Origin of the sequence: Micromonospora sp. NPDC049049 (assembly GCF_040649115.1) — a bacterium.
Lineage (GTDB): Bacteria > Actinomycetota > Actinomycetes > Mycobacteriales > Micromonosporaceae > Micromonospora.
In genome coordinates this window covers 113,364-129,448 of record NZ_JBEZEX010000015.1, presented here as the reverse complement: position 1 = coordinate 129,448, position 16,085 = coordinate 113,364, and the positions used below count along the sequence as shown (strand labels likewise).

Annotated in this window: 12 protein-coding genes; 9 read left to right on the top strand and 3 right to left on the bottom strand. The window is 71.4% G+C overall.

Features of this window, described 5'->3' with window-relative positions; all coding sequences use genetic code 11:
• Window positions 1-8 precede the first annotated feature (8 nt).
• Window positions 9-5,471 (bottom strand): carboxyl transferase domain-containing protein, encoded by a 5,463-nt coding sequence (locus AB0B68_RS17485; RefSeq protein ID WP_357198782.1) that lies wholly within the window; start codon window positions 5,469-5,471, stop codon window positions 9-11.
• 259 nt (window positions 5,472-5,730) lie between these two features.
• Here AB0B68_RS17485 and AB0B68_RS17480 point away from each other — a divergent pair, with 259 nt between their 5' ends.
• Together AB0B68_RS17480 and AB0B68_RS17475 are read left to right on the top strand one after the other, a co-directional pair.
• Window positions 5,731-6,057 carry a hypothetical protein gene (locus AB0B68_RS17480; protein ID WP_357261048.1) on the top strand — a complete coding sequence of 109 codons (327 nt, stop codon included), beginning with the start codon at window positions 5,731-5,733 and terminating at the stop codon, window positions 6,055-6,057.
• Between the two features lie 112 nt (window positions 6,058-6,169).
• Entirely contained in the window at window positions 6,170-7,267 is a 1,098-nt protein-coding gene (locus tag AB0B68_RS17475; RefSeq protein ID WP_357261045.1) for a winged helix DNA-binding domain-containing protein, read from the top strand.
• A 37-nt stretch (window positions 7,268-7,304) separates the two neighbouring features.
• On the opposite strand, the gene AB0B68_RS17470 is transcribed toward AB0B68_RS17475, so the two are convergent.
• Complete coding sequence (locus tag AB0B68_RS17470; RefSeq protein ID WP_357261042.1) at window positions 7,305-8,327, bottom strand: hypothetical protein; 1,023 nt, start codon at window positions 8,325-8,327, stop codon at window positions 7,305-7,307.
• A gap of 354 nt (window positions 8,328-8,681) precedes the next feature.
• On the opposite strand from AB0B68_RS17470, the gene AB0B68_RS17465 reads away from it, so the two are divergent.
• Complete coding sequence (locus AB0B68_RS17465; protein ID WP_357198770.1) at window positions 8,682-9,416, top strand: cellulose binding domain-containing protein; 735 nt, start codon at window positions 8,682-8,684, stop codon at window positions 9,414-9,416.
• Window positions 9,417-9,472: 56 nt separating this feature from the next.
• On the opposite strand, the gene AB0B68_RS17460 is transcribed toward AB0B68_RS17465, so the two are convergent.
• Complete coding sequence (locus tag AB0B68_RS17460) at window positions 9,473-10,270, bottom strand: SAM-dependent methyltransferase (RefSeq protein WP_357198767.1); 798 nt, start codon at window positions 10,268-10,270, stop codon at window positions 9,473-9,475.
• A 464-nt stretch (window positions 10,271-10,734) separates the two neighbouring features.
• Here AB0B68_RS17460 and AB0B68_RS17455 point away from each other — a divergent pair, with 464 nt between their 5' ends.
• From AB0B68_RS17455 to AB0B68_RS17430, 6 genes are all read left to right on the top strand, one after another.
• The gene (locus AB0B68_RS17455; RefSeq protein WP_357261039.1) at window positions 10,735-11,592 is read left to right on the top strand and encodes a DUF1684 domain-containing protein; all 858 of its coding nucleotides are present in this window, start codon (window positions 10,735-10,737) and stop codon (window positions 11,590-11,592) included.
• A 32-nt stretch (window positions 11,593-11,624) separates the two neighbouring features.
• On the top strand, window positions 11,625-12,158 hold the full coding sequence (locus tag AB0B68_RS17450; protein ID WP_357261036.1) for a flavin reductase family protein: 534 nt from the start codon (window positions 11,625-11,627) through the stop codon (window positions 12,156-12,158).
• A gap of 39 nt (window positions 12,159-12,197) precedes the next feature.
• Window positions 12,198-12,974: a zinc-binding dehydrogenase gene (locus AB0B68_RS17445; RefSeq protein ID WP_357261033.1), complete on the top strand. Its 777-nt coding sequence runs from the start codon at window positions 12,198-12,200 to the stop codon at window positions 12,972-12,974.
• A gap of 8 nt (window positions 12,975-12,982) precedes the next feature.
• Window positions 12,983-13,105: a hypothetical protein gene (locus AB0B68_RS17440; RefSeq protein WP_357198753.1), complete on the top strand. Its 123-nt coding sequence runs from the start codon at window positions 12,983-12,985 to the stop codon at window positions 13,103-13,105.
• 397 nt (window positions 13,106-13,502) lie between these two features.
• Complete coding sequence (locus tag AB0B68_RS17435; RefSeq protein ID WP_357261030.1) at window positions 13,503-15,146, top strand: ABC transporter substrate-binding protein; 1,644 nt, start codon at window positions 13,503-13,505, stop codon at window positions 15,144-15,146.
• 1 nt (window position 15,147) lies between these two features.
• Entirely contained in the window at window positions 15,148-16,083 is a 936-nt protein-coding gene (locus AB0B68_RS17430; protein ID WP_357198747.1) for an ABC transporter permease, read from the top strand.
• Window positions 16,084-16,085 lie beyond the last annotated feature (2 nt).

Sequence of the window (16,085 nt, the reverse complement as noted above, 5' to 3'; positions counted from 1 at the left end):
CGACCGCTCTACCCCAGGCGGGCCTCGATGGCCTCGATGATGCGCGGACGCAGCTCGGCGGCGCGGATCACGGCGTCCACCGAGCCGACCTCGACGGCGCGGTGGATGTTGTGCACCCGGTCGAACTCCGCGGCCACCTCGCTCAGTTTCTCCGCGCGCACCGAAGACCGCAGCTCGTCGAGCTCCGCGGTCAGCGCGGCGCGCTCGGTGCCGCTGGCGGCCGCGACGCTGGCCTCCAGGTCCCGCACGCGCGGGTCGGCCGCCGTACGGGCGTTGACGTCGGCGGAGAACACCACAGCGGCAGCGGGTGCGCCGCCGAGCACCGAGGCGAACGAGCCCTCCAGCGCCAGCACCGTCATGTTCGGGTTCAGCGCCTTCGAGAACACCACGAACGCACCGCCGTGGTAACGCGAGATCACGCAGAAGACGATGGGCCCCCGGAAGTTCACGATCGCCCGGCCGATCTCGGCGCCGTACTCCAGTTGCAGCTTGCGCATCGACTCCGGTGAGCCGTCGAAGCCGGACAGGTTCGCCAGCACGACGAGCGGCCGGTTGCCGCTGGCCGCGTTGATCGCCCGCGCGGCCTTCTTCGACGAGCGGGGGAACAGCGTGCCCGCCGTGTAGGTGTCCGGGCCGTCGGTGGGCGGGAAGCCGTGTCGAGGCACCGACCGGGACTCGATGCCGAGCAGGCAGACCGGGATGCCACCGAGGTGGACGTCCTGCACGACGGCGGTGTCCGCGTCTGCCATGCCGGCCCAGCGCTCCAGCACCGGGTGGTCCTGGTCGGAGAGGGCCCGCATCACCGTACGGATGTCGAACGGCTTCTTGCGGTCCGGGTTGGACTCGACGGAGAAGATCTCCCCGACGGTGGCGAAGGCGCTGCCCGCCACGTCGTGCGGGAAGCCGGAGATGTCGCGGTCGACCGGGTCGGTGGTGACCGCCCGCCGGGGCGCGTCCTCGCCGGGCGCGACGTAGGAGTGGTCGTAGTGCGCCATCACCACGTCCCGTGCGGCCGTCAGGTTCGGCGCCCAGTACTGCGCCTGCCCGTTCGGCCCCATCACCCGGTCGTAGCCGCCGATGCCGAAGTTGTCCTCAGCCGACACACCACCGGAGAAGTCGAGCGACTGCTTGCCGGTGAGCACCATCGCCGAGTCGGGCGTCATCACCAGGATGCCCTTGGTGTGCATGAGCATCGTCGCCTCGGCGTTCCAGTACGGCTGCGCGCCGACGTTGATGCCCGCGACCACGATGTTGATCTCACCGCCGGCCTGGGTGAACTCGACGATCCGCTTGAGCGCCGCGGCAACCCAGTCCATGTTCTCCGTACCGGAGGTCATCGAGATCCGGGCACCGGCGGACAGCGCCCACCACTCCAGCGGCACCTGCATCCGCTCGGCCAGGTCCAGTGCGGCGATCACGCGCCGGCACTCCGGCTCCGACAGGGCGCCCAGCGACTTCGTCGGGTCGCCGAGCAGCACCACCCGGGTGACACCCTGGGGGTAGCGCTCGGTCGGCGTCGTGACGACCCCGGCGACGATCGCGGCGCTGTTGCGCCCCTTCGGCCGGTCCACCGGCACCAGCGCGTGGTCGGCGTCGAGGTCGTGCTCGACGAAGTCGCCGAGCCGGCCGGTCAGCTCGTACGGGTACACGGTGTTGCGGCTGCTGGCCCGCAGCACTTTGAGCCGGTACTCGTCGAGCGGCTCGAGCGGCTCGACCGGCGGCTCCCCGACGGCCAGTTCGGCACCGCCCGCGGCGTCGAACGAGATCCGTACGGCGATCTTGGTCAGCTCGCCGGTCCGGCGGTCGCGCTGGCGCGCGATGAACAGGATCTCCTCCAGGCCGGCGCCCGCGGTCGTCGGGCGGACCCGCCCGGCGATCATCTCCATCTCTTCGCGGGTCAGCTCGCTCGGCGGCCACACGTAGACGACGATGCGGTTGGTGTTGAAGCGCGTCTTCGACGGCCGCCGCGACTGGGCGCGGCGGATCGAGTCGAGGCAGGCGGCGATGGTGTCCTCGGCCGTCGGCAGCGCGACCAGTCGGCCGTCCTGCTCGCGGAGCTCGGTCAGGTCACGCACCTGCGCGAACGCGACGAGGCGCTCGTCGGCGCGGTTCTCCCGGGCCACACACTGGAAGAGGTAGACCTCCTCGTCCGACGACGGCAGCCGGGTCAGGTCGAACTTGTGCAGCCGCTCCAGCTGCATCCGCTGCGCGATGTACGGGTGCAGCCCACGGATCAGCCGGTCCTCGGTCAGCTGGGCGCCCGACGGACGGAAGGTGAAGTGGTGGTGCATCACCGCTCCGCCGCGACCCGCGACGGTGGTGGTGACCCGACGGACCTGGGGCGGCAGCGGGTGCGCGGCGATGACCTCGGCCAGCGCGGCCGCCATCGCGTCGAAGTCCTCCGGCTGGTTCTCCCAGCCGAGGTAGATGTCGGCGTCCACGGCGTCCTCGCCGGTGGCCAGCTCGGCCAGCCCGCGCAGGGCGCTGCCCAGCGCGTCGAAGCTGACCGCGGCGGAGACCACGCTGGAGTCGACGCGCTCGGCGACCACGAATGTGCAGCCCGCGACCTCGCGGGTGAGCACGCTGGTGAGCGACCGGTTGCCGTAGTAGCGGCGGGTCAGCACCTCCAACATGACGGCGTTGTCGAGGTGGTCGCGGACGAGCCGCTGGCCGAGCAGCCGGACCAGCGGCTCGGTGCTGCGCACCATCGCGGCGATGCGCTCGGCGCGGTCCGGGGCGTCCGGGTGCGCGTCGAGGTGCCGCAGGTGCCCACGGACCTCGGCGTAGACGCGCGCGCGGTTGCGGCGCAGCAGCGGCTGGGCGAACCAGGCGAACACCACGCCGCGGGCGAGGTCCGCGATCACGGGGAAGCGGACCTGCGTCGCGGCGATCAGCCGCTCCAGTGCGAGGCCGGCTGGCTCGCGCAGCGTCTCGTCCGGCGGGGTCTCCAGCAGCCACGCGCGCAACAGCGCCGCGATGACCTGCGCGTCCGCGGAGGCGCGCTGCTGGGCGAGGAAGATCCGGAAGACGGCGGCTTCGAGGGCGGGGGTGCGGTCCAGGTCGGTGACGCCGTACCGGCCGAGGGCCTTGCCGAGCCTGGTCTGGAAGGCGTCCGGCAGCCCGGCCCGCTCGACGTCGAGGCTCTGCAGGTAGGTGTGGAAGTACTCCCGGGCGCTGTGGACGTGCGCGGCGCCGCCGTCCTCGCCCGTCGGCCGGTTGCGGCTCAGTTCGGCGAGATCGGCGAACACCTCGATGAGGTCGAGTTCGGCGGCCAGGGGCCGCTGACCGGCTTCGGTGGCCGTCCGCCGCGCGGTGAGGTAGTCGTCGAGCACCCGGCGGTCGTCGTGCGGATCGACGTCGAAGCCGAGCAGCAGACCCCGCAGGTCCTCCTGGCCGCGCCTGCTGCGCTCGTACGCCGGGATGTCCGTGGCGGCGGTGGGCAGGTCCAGTTCGACGGTCTCGGTGCTGGGGTCGTCAGCGGTCTCCTCGGCGTCGTCCGCGAGCGGCTCCAGGCGCAGCAGCGGCGCACCTGCCTCCACCTGGCTGCCCACCGAGACGGCGCACTCCTTGAGCCGCGCCTTGAACGGCGCCCGCAGCACCGTCTCCATCTTCATCGCTTCCAGCACCAGCACCGGCGCGCCCGCCTCGACCTCCGCGCCGACCTCCAGCGGCGTGGCGACGACCAGCGCGGGCATCGGGGAGCGCAGGACGCCACCCTCGTCCCGGCTCACCCGGTGCGTCACGCCGTCCACCTCGACCAGGTGGGTCGGCCCGTACGTGCCGGTGAGCAGGCGGTAGCGGATGCCGTTGACGACGATCTGACCGGTGTGCCGGTCGAAGCGGTCGAGCTCGACGTCGGCGGTGCGCACGACGGGGCCGGTCTCGATGCCGACCCGGAACCGGTGCGCGCCGACCCGCGCCACGCGGGTGCGGTAGCCGATGCCGCGCAGCTTGAGGTCCAACGGTCGGCCGCTGGCGTGCTGCACCTGCGGGCGCCCGCCGGCCGCCGTCGACAGCAGCCGCTGACGCTCGACGCGCTCCTCCTCCTCGTACGCCTCGATGGCGGCGGCGGCCAGAGCGACGGCGGAGTGGCGGTGCGTGACGAGGCGGCCCTCGCCGCGGACGCGGTCGATCCACCCGGTGTCCGCGCTGGCGTCGATCACCTCGGGCTGGTCGAGCAGGTCGAGCACGAAGCTCTTGTTCGTGGCCCCACCTTCGATGATCACCGTGGTGTTCGCCATCGCCCGGCGCAGCCTGCCGAGGGCCTCGTCGCGGTCCCGGCCGTACGCGATGATCTTCGCAATCATCGAGTCGAAGTCGGCGGGGATGGTGTCACCCTCGCTGACGCCGGTGTCCACCCGGATGCCGGGGCCGCTGGGCAGGTCCAGCCGGGCGATGCGGCCGGGGGACGGTGCGAAGTCGCGGTCGGGGTCCTCGGCGTTGAGCCGGGCCTCGATGGCGTGCCCGCGCTCTGCCGGCGGCGCACCGTCGAGCCGCCCGCCGGAGGCGACGTGCAGCTGGGCCTTGACCAGGTCGAAACCGGTGGTCAGCTCGGTGATCGGGTGCTCGACCTGGAGGCGGGTGTTGACCTCCAGGAACGCGAACAACCGGTCACCGGGGTGGTAGAGGAACTCGACTGTCGCCGCGCCCCGGTAGCCGACCGCCACGGCCAGTCGCTCGGCCGACGTCTTCAGCTCGGCGGCCTGCGCCGGGTCGAGCACCGGCGACGCCGACTCCTCGATGACCTTCTGGTTGCGTCGCTGCACCGAGCAGTCGCGGACGCCGAGGGCCCACGCGGTGCCCTGCCCGTCGGCGATCACCTGGACCTCGACGTGCCGGGCCCCGGTGACCAGGCGCTCCAGGAACACGATGCCGCTGCCGAAGGCCCGTGCCGCCTCCTGGCTGGTGCGCTCGTACGCGTCGACCAGCTCGGCCTCGTTCCTGATCACGCGGATGCCGCGTCCGCCACCGCCGGCTGTCGCCTTCAGCATCAGCGGGTAGCCGATCTCAGCCGCCGCCGACCGGGCGGCGGCGAGGGTTTCGACGGCGCCTCGGCTCCACGGCGCGACCGGCACGCCGACCTTCTCGGCGATCAGCTTCGAGCCGATCTTGTCGCCGAGTTGGCGCATGGCGTCCGGGCTCGGGCCGACGAAGGTGACGCCGATCTTCTCGCACAGCTCGGCGAACGCCGGATCCTCGGCGACGAAGCCCCAGCCGACCCACGCGGCGTCGGCCCCGGTCTCGGTCAGGGCGCGCTCCAGCACCGCCAGGTTGAGGTACGGGCGGGCGGAGGCCGGGCCGAGGTCGTAGGCGATGTCTGCTTCGCGGACGAATGTGGCGTTGCGGTCGACATCGGTGTAGAGGGCCACGGTTTCGAGCTGGATGCCGGTCTCCGCGGCCAGCTCGCGGACCGCGTGGATGAGCCGCATGGCGGCTTCACCACGGTTGACGATGGCGACACGGTTGAACACCCGAAAAACCCCTTAGCTAGACCTCGACCTGCGTGCGGAGAGACGGCGGCTCCCAGCAGTGATCACCTTTCCGGCTGGCGGCGGTCAGCGCTATGGCGCAACCACCGAACCCACCGTCCCTCAGTTGTAGGAAGTCCACAAAACTTTTTGGCACCCCCGAGTGATCGGCTGACCAGGAAGATCATCGCCGGTCCGGTCAACAACCACCCGGCCCGACCATCCCGGCCCAGGCCAGGAACGCACCAGGAAAGGAGCGGCAATGAGGTCACCGCACCTCGTACGCCCACGTCTGGCGCTGCTGCTCGCGGCGGGACTCACCGCGCTCGTCACGCCGGCAGGCGTCGCCCACGCCGCGACCGCCACGGTACCCGCGACCGGCACCCCGATCACCATCACCTCGACCGAGCAGCTCGCCCCGGGCGTCACGTACGGCTCGTTCGAGGTGACAACGCCCCGGGGCGTCGGGTCGAGCACTGTCGCCGTCCGCGAGCCGGGCCAGGCCGCGGCCACCGCCCGCAACAGCCCGTCCGACGGTACGGAGCGAATGGTCGCCAACGGCATCGGGATCTTCGTCGGCAAGCACTGATCGGTCCACCCCGCTCGAATTCGCCCCGTCCGGCCTCGCCAGGCGGGGCGAAGCCGCGTACCCGAGACTTGTCGGCCCCGGGTCGGATAATCAGGCCGGCCGAAGGGACCTGATGACCATTCTCGACACGCTGGCGCTCAACCGCGCGACGCTCGCCCGGCAACTGCTGCTCGACCGCGCCGACCTGCCGGCGCTCGACGCCGTCGCCCACCTCGGCGGCCTGCAGGCCCAGGAGCCGCAGGAGCCGTTCATCGGGCTGTGGTCACGGCTGCGCGCGTTCGACCCGACGGTGCTCTCGAACCTGCTGACCCAGCGACACGTGGTGCGTACCCACCTCATGCGCCGCACCGTCCACCTGCTCGTCGCCGACGACGTCGTGGCCTGGCGCACCCGTCACGACGCCATGCTGCGCCAACGCGTGCTCGGGGTCTACCGCGGCGACCTCGACGGGGTGGACCTCGACGACCTCGCCACTGCCGCGCTTGCCGTGGTGGCCGACGGTGAGCCCCGCTCGATGCCCGACATCGGGCGGGCGCTCAGCGAGCGGTGGCCGACGCCGGGGCTGCGCGTGCTGGGCGAGATCGCTGTCGCGCTGCTCCCGATGACGCAGGTCCCGCCGCGCGGGCTGTGGCGGGCGAAGGGAGGCGCGCGTTACGTCCTGCTCTCCGCCTGGCTCGGCCGGGAGATCGACCCGCCGGCCGCGACCGGGGTCGATGAGGTCGGCCGGCTGCTGGTACGCCGTTACCTGGCCGCGTTCGGCCCGGCGGCCACGGCCGACCTGCGCGCCTGGTGCGGTCTCGCCGGGCTGCCGGCAGTGGTGACGGCCATGCGGGACGAGTTGGTGACCTTTCGCGACGAGCGTGGCCGGAAGCTCATCGACCTTCCCGACGCGCCGCGCCCCGATCCGGACACACCCGCCCCGGTGCGGTTCCTGCCGGCGTTCGACAACGCGATCCTCGGCTACGACGACCGCAGCCGGATCATCGACGACGCGCACCGTAACCTCTCGGTGGCCGGTGAGCGCGTGGTGCTCGTCGACGGCCGGGTCGCGGCGACCTGGACCGTCGAGTCGGGCACGGTTGTCGTGAGACCGCTCGGCGGCCTCCCCCGGACGGAGCGGGATGCCGTGGCCGAGCAGGGGCAGGCACTGGCGTCCTTCCTCTCCGACAAGGAGAGCGATCGGGTGCGGGTCGATCCGTCTCCCCGGTGACGGCCCAGGAAGGTCCGACCCCGGGGAGACGAAGGCGTCAGTCGACGGTCGGCGGAGCCGTCCTCGCTGCCTCGGCGAGCGCTGCCGCCGCGCCGGCGTACGGGTTGTAGCTGTAGGTGCGGGCCAGGCCGCTCGGCACCGTGAAGTACGCGGCGGCCAGCTTCGCCGGGTCGCTGGCGATCTCGCCACGCGCGGGGGCGTCGTTGCCGTCGTCCCAGCCCCAGGGCGCGTTGGCCGAGTTGGTCGAACAACTCCAGGTGCCGACGCCGCAGTCGCCGGACGTGTCACCCGCGAACGTGCCGAGGCTGGCGAAGAGGCTCGCGTTGGACCGTTGCGCCCACAGGCCGCCGGTGGCGAAGATGTCGATGAGCTGATACCGCACGTCGCGGTCGTTGCCGCTGCTCGGCGTCTCGGCGACTGTCGACGGGTAATAGACCAGGCCGTCGCCGTTGATGTCGTACTGCGGGTGCGCCTTGAGGCCGTGGCCCTGCGCCTCCTGTGCCGTCACCGGGTGCTGGAACGTGTCGTGCGGTGACGCCTGGAACCGCAGGGTGCCGTCGATGCTCTCCCCGCCGCTGGTCCAGGTGCTGCCGGTCGGTGTGTAGGAGAAGAAGTCACTGTGCGCGACGGTGACAGCCGAACGGAGAACGCCGTACGTGGAGCCGTCGCGTTCGATCGCGAACAGCGCGCCCTCGCCGTCGTTCTCGTGCTCGGTCTCGAAGAACGGGTGGTCGGTCCAGTCGCGGGGGTGGAAGAAGAAGTATGTGATGTACCAGTGGGTGCTCGTCTCCACGACGGAGTAGTACACGTGCGCGGCGAGCGCGGCGCCTGCCTGGCCGGTCCGGTCCCAGTTGTTGCGTCCGTCCAGGTCGCCGTCGAAATCGACCCGGGTGACGTAGTCCGACTGCCCGCTGAGGGCGTGGCTGCCGGTGGCGTCGACGTCCTGGTAGTGGATGGGTGCCCAGCGGAGGGCCAGTTCGGCCCGGCTGGCGGCGGCGTCGGCGGGGCTGGGCGCGGCCAGCGCGGCGGCCGCCAGCACCACCGCGATCAGTACCCTCACTCCCCGGGGTCGCCGGGTCGTGCTTCTTGCGTCGAGCATGGTGTGCTCCCGTGTCCGAATGAATAGACCATGATGGATCATTCTCGGGGCGAGCGCCCGGCTGATGTCCCTTCGGCGACGAGAAAGCGGACGATGCTCGACGGCTTCGGGATCGGGTTGTATCGATACCTGTCGACTGCCATGCTGTGGTTCGGTCGTGCTCGGGGAGCCAGCGCGCACCAGATCTCCTCCGGTCCACGGGGCGCGCGAGGTGACCATGTCACCCGTGCCGGGCAGCTTCGTCGATGACCGGAAACCGGAGCGCGCACCGGCTACCACCTCGGTCATCGGTGCCCGCTGACCACGGAGGTTCCGATGCTTCGCATGTTCCTCGCTGTCACCACCATGGCGCTGGCCGCCTGGACCGGGACGACCAGCGCCACCGACGCGACGCCCGCCCCCACGCTGTCGGCCACGCCGTCGCCGTCGCCGACCATTGCCTGCCCACCGGCTCTGCCGGTCACCGGGAGCGTCGCCGGGGTCACCACCACGAGCGTGACCATCTCGTACTCGATCTTCTTCCGGCCGCCCTGCGGCTACGACCCGCCGATGACCGTCAGCCTCTTCGCCAGCCGGGAGGACGCCCAACAGTGGCGGACGCCGGTGGCCGAGGCGGTTTCCGGGCCGGAGCGCTTCGGCACGGTGACCATCGGGGGTCTGACGCCCGACACGGAGTACTGGTACCGGTTCAGCGACCCTGACGGCAAGCGCGACCCGTACATGATCGGGTCGGCGCGGACCGCCCCGCTGACCGCGTGCCGGGCGACGGCCACGATCGACGCCCGCTGGGGCAACGGTTTCGTCGCCACGGTCACCGTCCGCAACACCGGGACGCAACCCTTGGACCGCTGGCGCGTCTCCTGGCGGTGGTCCGGTGACGAGCGGGTCCAGACCGTCTGGGGTGGAGTGGTCGAGACCACCGGCGCCGACGTGTCGGTCCGCAACGCGTCCTACAACGGGACGCTGGCGCTGGACGGAGCGACGACGTTCGGGATGCTCGTGACGGCCAGTGCGGTTCCCGACGGGCTGACCATGAGCTGCGCCCGGTGAACGACGACCGCCCCGCTTCCGGCGCGACGGCGGGAGCGGGGCGGACGTCGTGTCGGTCAGGGCTTGCGGGCCACTGCCCCGTAGGCGTCGATCCCGACCGCGTCAGCGTCGTCCGGTCGCCACAGGGGGATCGGCACCAGGCCGGGCTCCACCTTGGTCAACCCGGCGAAGCAGGTGTCGAGCTCCTCCGGGCTGCGCAGGATGTACGGCACTCCACCGCTCTGTGCCAGCCGTTCGGCACCGGCGACGACGGCGGGGCTGGTGTCGGTGCCGTCCCAGAGCACGAGATAGCTGCCGGACGGCATCGCGGCCATCGTCCGCTCGACGATCGACCGCACCTCGGCCAGGTCGGGCTCGTAACCCATCACGCCCATGTACATCACGGCGATGGGCTGACTGAAGTCGAGCGTCTGCGCCGCCTCGGCGAGGATCTTCTCGGGGTCGTGGTAGTCGGCCGGAACGTAGGTGGTGACACCCTCCGACGTCGTGCTGGCCAGCAACGCCCGCGCGTGCACCAGCACCATCGGGTCGTTGTCCACGTAGACGATGCGGGAGTCGGGCGCGATGCCCTGGGCGACCGCGTGCGTGTTCTGCATGCTGGGGAGGCCGGTGCCGATGTCCAGGAACTGCCGGATGCCCGCTTCGGCCGCGAGGTAACGCACCGCCCGCACCAGGAACACACGGGACTGCTGTGCCATGAGGACGATCTCCGGGTAGACCTCGGCGACAGCGTCGCCGGCCGCCCGGTCGGACTGGAAGTTGTCCTTGCCGCCCATCCAGTAGTTCCAGATCCGTGCCGCGTGCGGCACGTCAGGCTGAAGCTTCGAGGCGAGTTCGGGGTCCGGGCCGGCCATGCCAGGCTCCTATCGAGGGGTCGTCAGCTGGAGGTCACCACTGCGGTACGAGCGGGATCGTACTCCGCTGATGTCCACAGTCGACCTGTGGTGGACGGGCCCGCGCGCACCGGGTGGCGGGCGCTCACGGCGCCGTGCCCCGGTGGGCTGGGTGAACGCTTCGCCGATCAGCGGGGTGAAGCGCCTCAGCGGGTGGGAGCCTACCGAGGATGCTCGACCAAGGGTCTTGAAATCCTACCTTGTTGGTAGGAAAATCGACCGCATGCCGCCGGTTCGGTTGTTCACCTCCCGCCGGGTCGTCGACCTGATGCGGGTCGCCGCGCAGCTCTGTCCGGGCGCTCCCAGCCCCGCCTGAACGGGCCTTCGAGCCCTCGCCTGCCCGGTGTCCGTCGCCGGCCTACCGCCGACGCGTGGCCGGTATCCCGCACCCCGCCAAGGTGGTGGTGCGCCCTTGAGGAGGACCTGTGACGATCGCCGATGCCCCAACGCACACCACCGCCGACCCCCAGTTCGAGTTCGACGAGGAGTGGCGGCAGTGGCACCGCAGCCACGAGCAGGTTCGGGCCGACCCGCACGGCTTCCTGGCCGTCACCGGTCTGCACTGGCTCACCGCGGGGCCTCAGCGTTTCCCGGACGTGCCGGGGGAGTGGTACACCGGTGAGAGCGGCCCGGTAGTGACTCTCGGCGCCGACGAGAAGTTGGTCATTGACGACCGGCCGATTCGAGGGCGGCACGAGTTCGGGCCGATCGCCGAGCGCGGCGGCGTCACCGTCGGCATCGACGGTGGGGTGCTGGAGGTGGCCCGCCGGGGTGGGCACGACATCCTCCGTCCCCGACGCCCGGATAACCCACTCCGTGTCGCCTACCGGGGTACCTCGACCTTTCCGCCCAGCCGCCGATGGGTCCTGCGCGGGCGCTTCGTGCCGTTCGACACCCCTCGGCCGACCACTGTCGGTGCGGCCGTTGAGGGGCTCACGCACGTCTACGACGCCCCCGGTCGGATCGAGTTCACCGTCGACAGGGTTCCGCTGAGCCTGACCGCGTTCAACGGCCACGTGCCGGGGAGCCTGTCGGTGCTGTTCACCGACGCCACCTCGGGCGTCACGACCTATCCGGCCAACCGCGCCCTCTCCGTCGCGGCGGCGGACGAGCAGGGCCGGGTGACGCTCGACTTCAACCGGGCGACCAACCTGCCGTGTGCGTACACCGATTTCGCGACCTGCCCGTTGCCCCCCGTGGAGAACCGGCTGCCGATCGCTGTCGAGGCGGGCGAGAAGACCCCGTACGAGCGGCTGGCGGGCGATCCCGTCGACCGTTCGTAGGCCCAGCGGACCAACCCCTCGGGAGGATCGCCATGACCCAGTCCACCGACGCCCCGATCGACGCCGACAGCGACGCGCTGCGGACGTTGCTGCGCCACCAGGCCAGCACCGTCACGGTGGTCACCGCTCCCGGCACGCCGGCGGTCGGCTTCACCGCCACCTCGTTCACCTCGGTGTCACTGGCGCCGCCGATCGTCTCGTTCTGCCTGAATCTCGGCTCGTCGAGCTGGCCCGCGGTGGCCCGTGCCCGACATGTGGCAGTGCATCTGCTCGCCCACCACCAGCAGGCGCTCGCCCGGACCTTCGCGACGAGCGGCATCGACCGGTTCGCCGGCTCCACCCGCTGGCGGATCGGCCCGGAGGGGGTGCCGATCCTCGACGACACCCTTGCCTGGTTGCTCTGCCGGGTCGTCGACCGGGTGACCGTCGGCGATCACGCCGTGGTGCTGGCCGAGCCGGAGGTGCTCCGGCACGCCGATGTCGGCTCCCCCCTGCTGTACCACCGGGGTCGCTACGCCGGTCTGGCCGGCGATCACGACCCGGCGGCCCGCCGCCCCGCCGCCTGACCGGTCCTCGGCACGCCTCTCACTGACGGGAACGATGCCATGCGCGCGGTTGTTGCTGCTCCGGACACCGACGAGGGGTTCCGGCTGACGGAACTGCCCGATCCCGTTCCGGGTCCCGGGCAGGTGCTTGTCGAGGTGCGGCACGCCGCCGTCAACGCGGGCGAGATCCGGCATCTCAGCGGCTGGCCGGCCGGAAGCGTGCTCGGCCATGACGCCGCAGGTCACGTGCTGCGAGGCGCGACCGACGGGACCGGCCCTCGCGAGGGTGACCGGGTGGTCGCCTTCGGGGCGGGTGCCTGGGCACGCCTCGCGGTGTTCGAGGTGGACAGCGTGGCGGTGGTCCCCACCGCCGTCGACCTGGCCGAGGTCGCCGCACTGCCCATGGTCGGCCTGACCGCTCTGCGTACCTTGCGGACATCGGGCGCGCTCCTCGGCCGCCGGGTTTTGATCACGGGTGCGTCCGGGGGCGTGGGCCGGGTCGCCACCCAGCTCGCCCGGCATTGTGGCGCGTACGTGGTAGCGGTGGTCGGCTCTGCGGCGCGTGGTGCCGGGCTGACGGATCTCGGCGCGGACGAGGTGGTGGTCGGCCTCGACGCGGTCGTCGGCTCGGTCGACGTGGTGCTGGAGACGGTCGGCGGCCCGTCCCTGGTGACCGCCTGGGGTCTGCTGGCCCCGGGTGGGGTGTTGCACAGCATCGGCTGGGCGTCCGGCGAGCCGGCGGCCTTCCCGGTCAATTCCACCTTTGCTGTGGGGCGGCGAGGACGTTGCGGTCCTTCGGTGACGCGACCGCTGCGGGGCCGGATCTCGCGATTCTGATCGATCTCGTGGCACGTGGTGTGTTGCGTGCGCCGATCGGTTGGCGCGGCTCGTGGCAGCGTCTCGGGGAAGCCGCCGACGCGCTGCGGGGGCGCCGGGTGGCGGGCAAGGTCGTGCTCGACCTGGATTGAGGTCGACGCCCTGGGTTCCCCACCTGTCAGGACGTAATCCCTGCAAATCCTATAGCCTTAGTAGGTTATGCGTCAACGAATCGACGTCCTCACGTGCGATAGCCGACATCCGGCGGCCGATTCGTTGACACCACCACGCTCTGGAGGTGGACTCGGCTCATGTCCAGCGAGCTGCGGCTGACGATCCGCGGCCACATCGACTTCGGTCGGGTGTGGTCGAGTTCCTGTCTGGTCTGACCCGGCACCAACGCCCGTAACCCGGCCGGCCGAATCGGCCCGCCGAGGTGAGGCGCACCGCCGCGCCACCACCGCACCGACACCGCCACCGGCCCGCGCCAAGCGCAGGGGCCGACCGTCGGCATACCCGCTCGTACCTGCCTGGACAGGAGATCTCACCATGCCCGCGTACCGTCTGCGAACCCTGGCCGCCGCCGCGCTCGCCCCACTGCTCGCCGTCGTCGCCGGCTGCTCCACCGCGGCCCCGCCGGCCGCAGAGGCGGCCGGTCAGCCCCGCTCCGGTGGCACCCTCACCTGGGCCGTGGAGACCGAGCCGATCACCCTCAACCCGCACCAGTACGCCCAGGCGAAGGCTCGTCTGCTGGTCTGGAACACCTTCGAGTCGCTGCTGACCTACGACCAGCAGGGCAAGCTGGTGCCGTGGCTGGCGACCGGCTGGGCGGTCGCGCCGGACGGGCTCTCCTACACCCTGACGCTGCGCGAACGGGTCACGTTCACCGACGGCACGCCGTTCGACTCGGCCGCCGTCAAGGCCAACTTCGACAAACTCCGGGAGCCCGGGTACGCCCCGGCCGTCGCCGCCGTTCAACTGCGCAACCTCAAGGCCGTCCAGGCCGTCGACCCGCGCACCGTACGGCTCGTCCTCAGCGCGCCGGACGTGCTCATCCTCGACTTCCTCGCCTCCCCGCAGGGCGCGCAGATCTCCCCGACCTCGCTTCGACAGGCGAAGAACCTCAAGGCAGGTGGCGTGGACGTGGTCGGCACCGGACCGTTCGTACTGGACCGCTACGTCCCCGGTCAGGAGCTGCACTACCGCCGAAACGCAACGTACGACTCGGCGCCACCCACCGCGACGCACACCGGTCCGGCCCACCTCGACGGCATCACCTACCGGTTCCTCAAGGAGTCGGCGGTCCGCGTCGGTGCCCTCACATCGAGCCAGGTGCAGCTCATCGAGGGGGTACCGGCCACCGACCAGCCGCTGGTCACCGGCAACCGGACGCTGCGCCTGACCCGCGAGCTGAACTCCGGCTCCGCCTACTCCTACTACTTCAACACCTCACACGCACCCTTCGACGACCTGCGGGTCCGGCAGGCGTTCCGGGAGGCCGTCGACGTCGACACCGTCCTGAGGTCGGTCTACCGCGACACCGCCACCCGCGCCTGGAGCGTGATCAGCCCGTCCAGCCCCCTGTACGACAAGCGCCTCGAAGGTGGCTACAGCGGCGACACCGCCAAGGCGAACACGCTGCTCGACCAGGCTGGTTGGGCTGCCCGCGACGCCGACGGCTACCGGGTGAAGGCCGGCAGGCGGCTCACCGTACGGCTCGTGCAGTCAGCGCCCTTCGTCCGGGACCGCCGTGACGTCCTGGCCCAGGCCGTCCAGGCGGCCGTCAAGCAGAGCGCCGGCATCGACCTCAAGGTGTCGCTCGTCGACCAGGGCACCGCCACCGACGCGTTCCAGCGCAACGAGTACGAGGTCTTCGACAACTCGCGCGCCGACACCGACGCCGGGGCCGCCCTGAACCTGCTGCTGCACTCGAAGGGCGGCATCAACCGCACCCAGGTCAACGACCCGCGCATCGACCGGCTCCTGGAGGCGGGTCAGGCCGCCGCCGACCCGACGAAGCGTGCCGGCATCTACGCCGACCTGCAACAGCAGGTCGTCGCGGAGCAGGCCCTGCTGCTACCGCTGTACGCCCCAGCCGACCAGATCGCCGCCAGCACCGGCGTCGGCGGGGTGCGCTTCGAGCCCACCGCCGGGGTGCCCGCCAGCGCGTACGACCTGTGGATTGGCAAGTGACATGAGCCGCTTACCCGTGCGTGCCGTGGCCCGCCGGCTCGGTGCCGGCCTGGTCGTCCTCTGGGTCGCTGCCACCGCCGCCTACCTGGCGTTGCTGGCCGCGCCCGGTGACACAGTGGACAACATCGTCGCCGACGGCGCCGACACTCCACAGATCCGCGCCGAGATCACCGCCGAGTGGGGCCTGGATCGGCCGGCCGTCGTGCAGTACCTCGACTACCTCGGGCGGTTGGGTGGCGGCGACCTCGGTCGCTCGTACCTGCTGCAACGCCCCGTCACCGAGATCATCGGCGAACAACTCGCCCCCACCCTCACCCTCGCGGTCGCCGCCGCCGGGTTCGGGGTGCTGCTCGCCCTGATCGTCGCGGTGGCCACCGCCGGGGACCGGCGACAGTGGCTGCGCCGGGTCAGCTCCAGCACCGAACTGCTGCTGGTCTCCACCCCGTCGTTCCTGGTCGGCCTTCTGCTGCTCAGTGTGCTGTCGTTCCGGTTCGGGTTCTTCCCGGTCTCGGGCGACAGGGGGCTCAGCGCGTTGGTTCTCCCGGCCGTCACCCTCGCGTTACCCATCGCCGGGCTGCTCACCCAGGTGCTGCGTGACGGCATCGACAAGGCCCTCGACGAGCCGTTCGTGCTCACCGCCCGCGCCCGTGGCGTACGGGAACGAACCGTGCTGGTGCGCCATGCGTTGCGGCACGCGTTCCTGCCGGCCGTCAGTCTGGCCGGCTGGGTCTTCGGCGTCGTGGTCGGCGGCACCGTCATCGTCGAACAGGTCTTCGGTCGGCCTGGCCTCGGCCAGGTCACGCTCAGCGCGGTCACCGCCCGGGACATGCCTGTGGTGCTGGCCGTGGTCACCCTCTCCGCTGCCGGCTACGTCGTGGTCAACACCACTGCCGACCTGGCGTACCTGCTGGTTGATCCGCGTCTGCGAAGGAGCTGACC

Coding starts and splice junctions, on each gene's coding strand:
- AB0B68_RS17465 (WP_357198770.1), top strand. CDS start 8,682: ATGCTTCGCATGTTCCTCGCTGTCACCACCATGGCGCTGGCCGCCTGG.
- AB0B68_RS17475 (WP_357261045.1), top strand. CDS start 6,170: ATGACCATTCTCGACACGCTGGCGCTCAACCGCGCGACGCTCGCCCGG.
- AB0B68_RS17430 (WP_357198747.1), top strand. CDS start 15,148: ATGAGCCGCTTACCCGTGCGTGCCGTGGCCCGCCGGCTCGGTGCCGGC.
- AB0B68_RS17435 (WP_357261030.1), top strand. CDS start 13,503: ATGCCCGCGTACCGTCTGCGAACCCTGGCCGCCGCCGCGCTCGCCCCA.
- AB0B68_RS17445 (WP_357261033.1), top strand. CDS start 12,198: ATGCGCGCGGTTGTTGCTGCTCCGGACACCGACGAGGGGTTCCGGCTG.
- AB0B68_RS17450 (WP_357261036.1), top strand. CDS start 11,625: ATGACCCAGTCCACCGACGCCCCGATCGACGCCGACAGCGACGCGCTG.
- AB0B68_RS17460 (WP_357198767.1), bottom strand. CDS start 10,270: ATGGCCGGCCCGGACCCCGAACTCGCCTCGAAGCTTCAGCCTGACGTG.
- AB0B68_RS17480 (WP_357261048.1), top strand. CDS start 5,731: ATGAGGTCACCGCACCTCGTACGCCCACGTCTGGCGCTGCTGCTCGCG.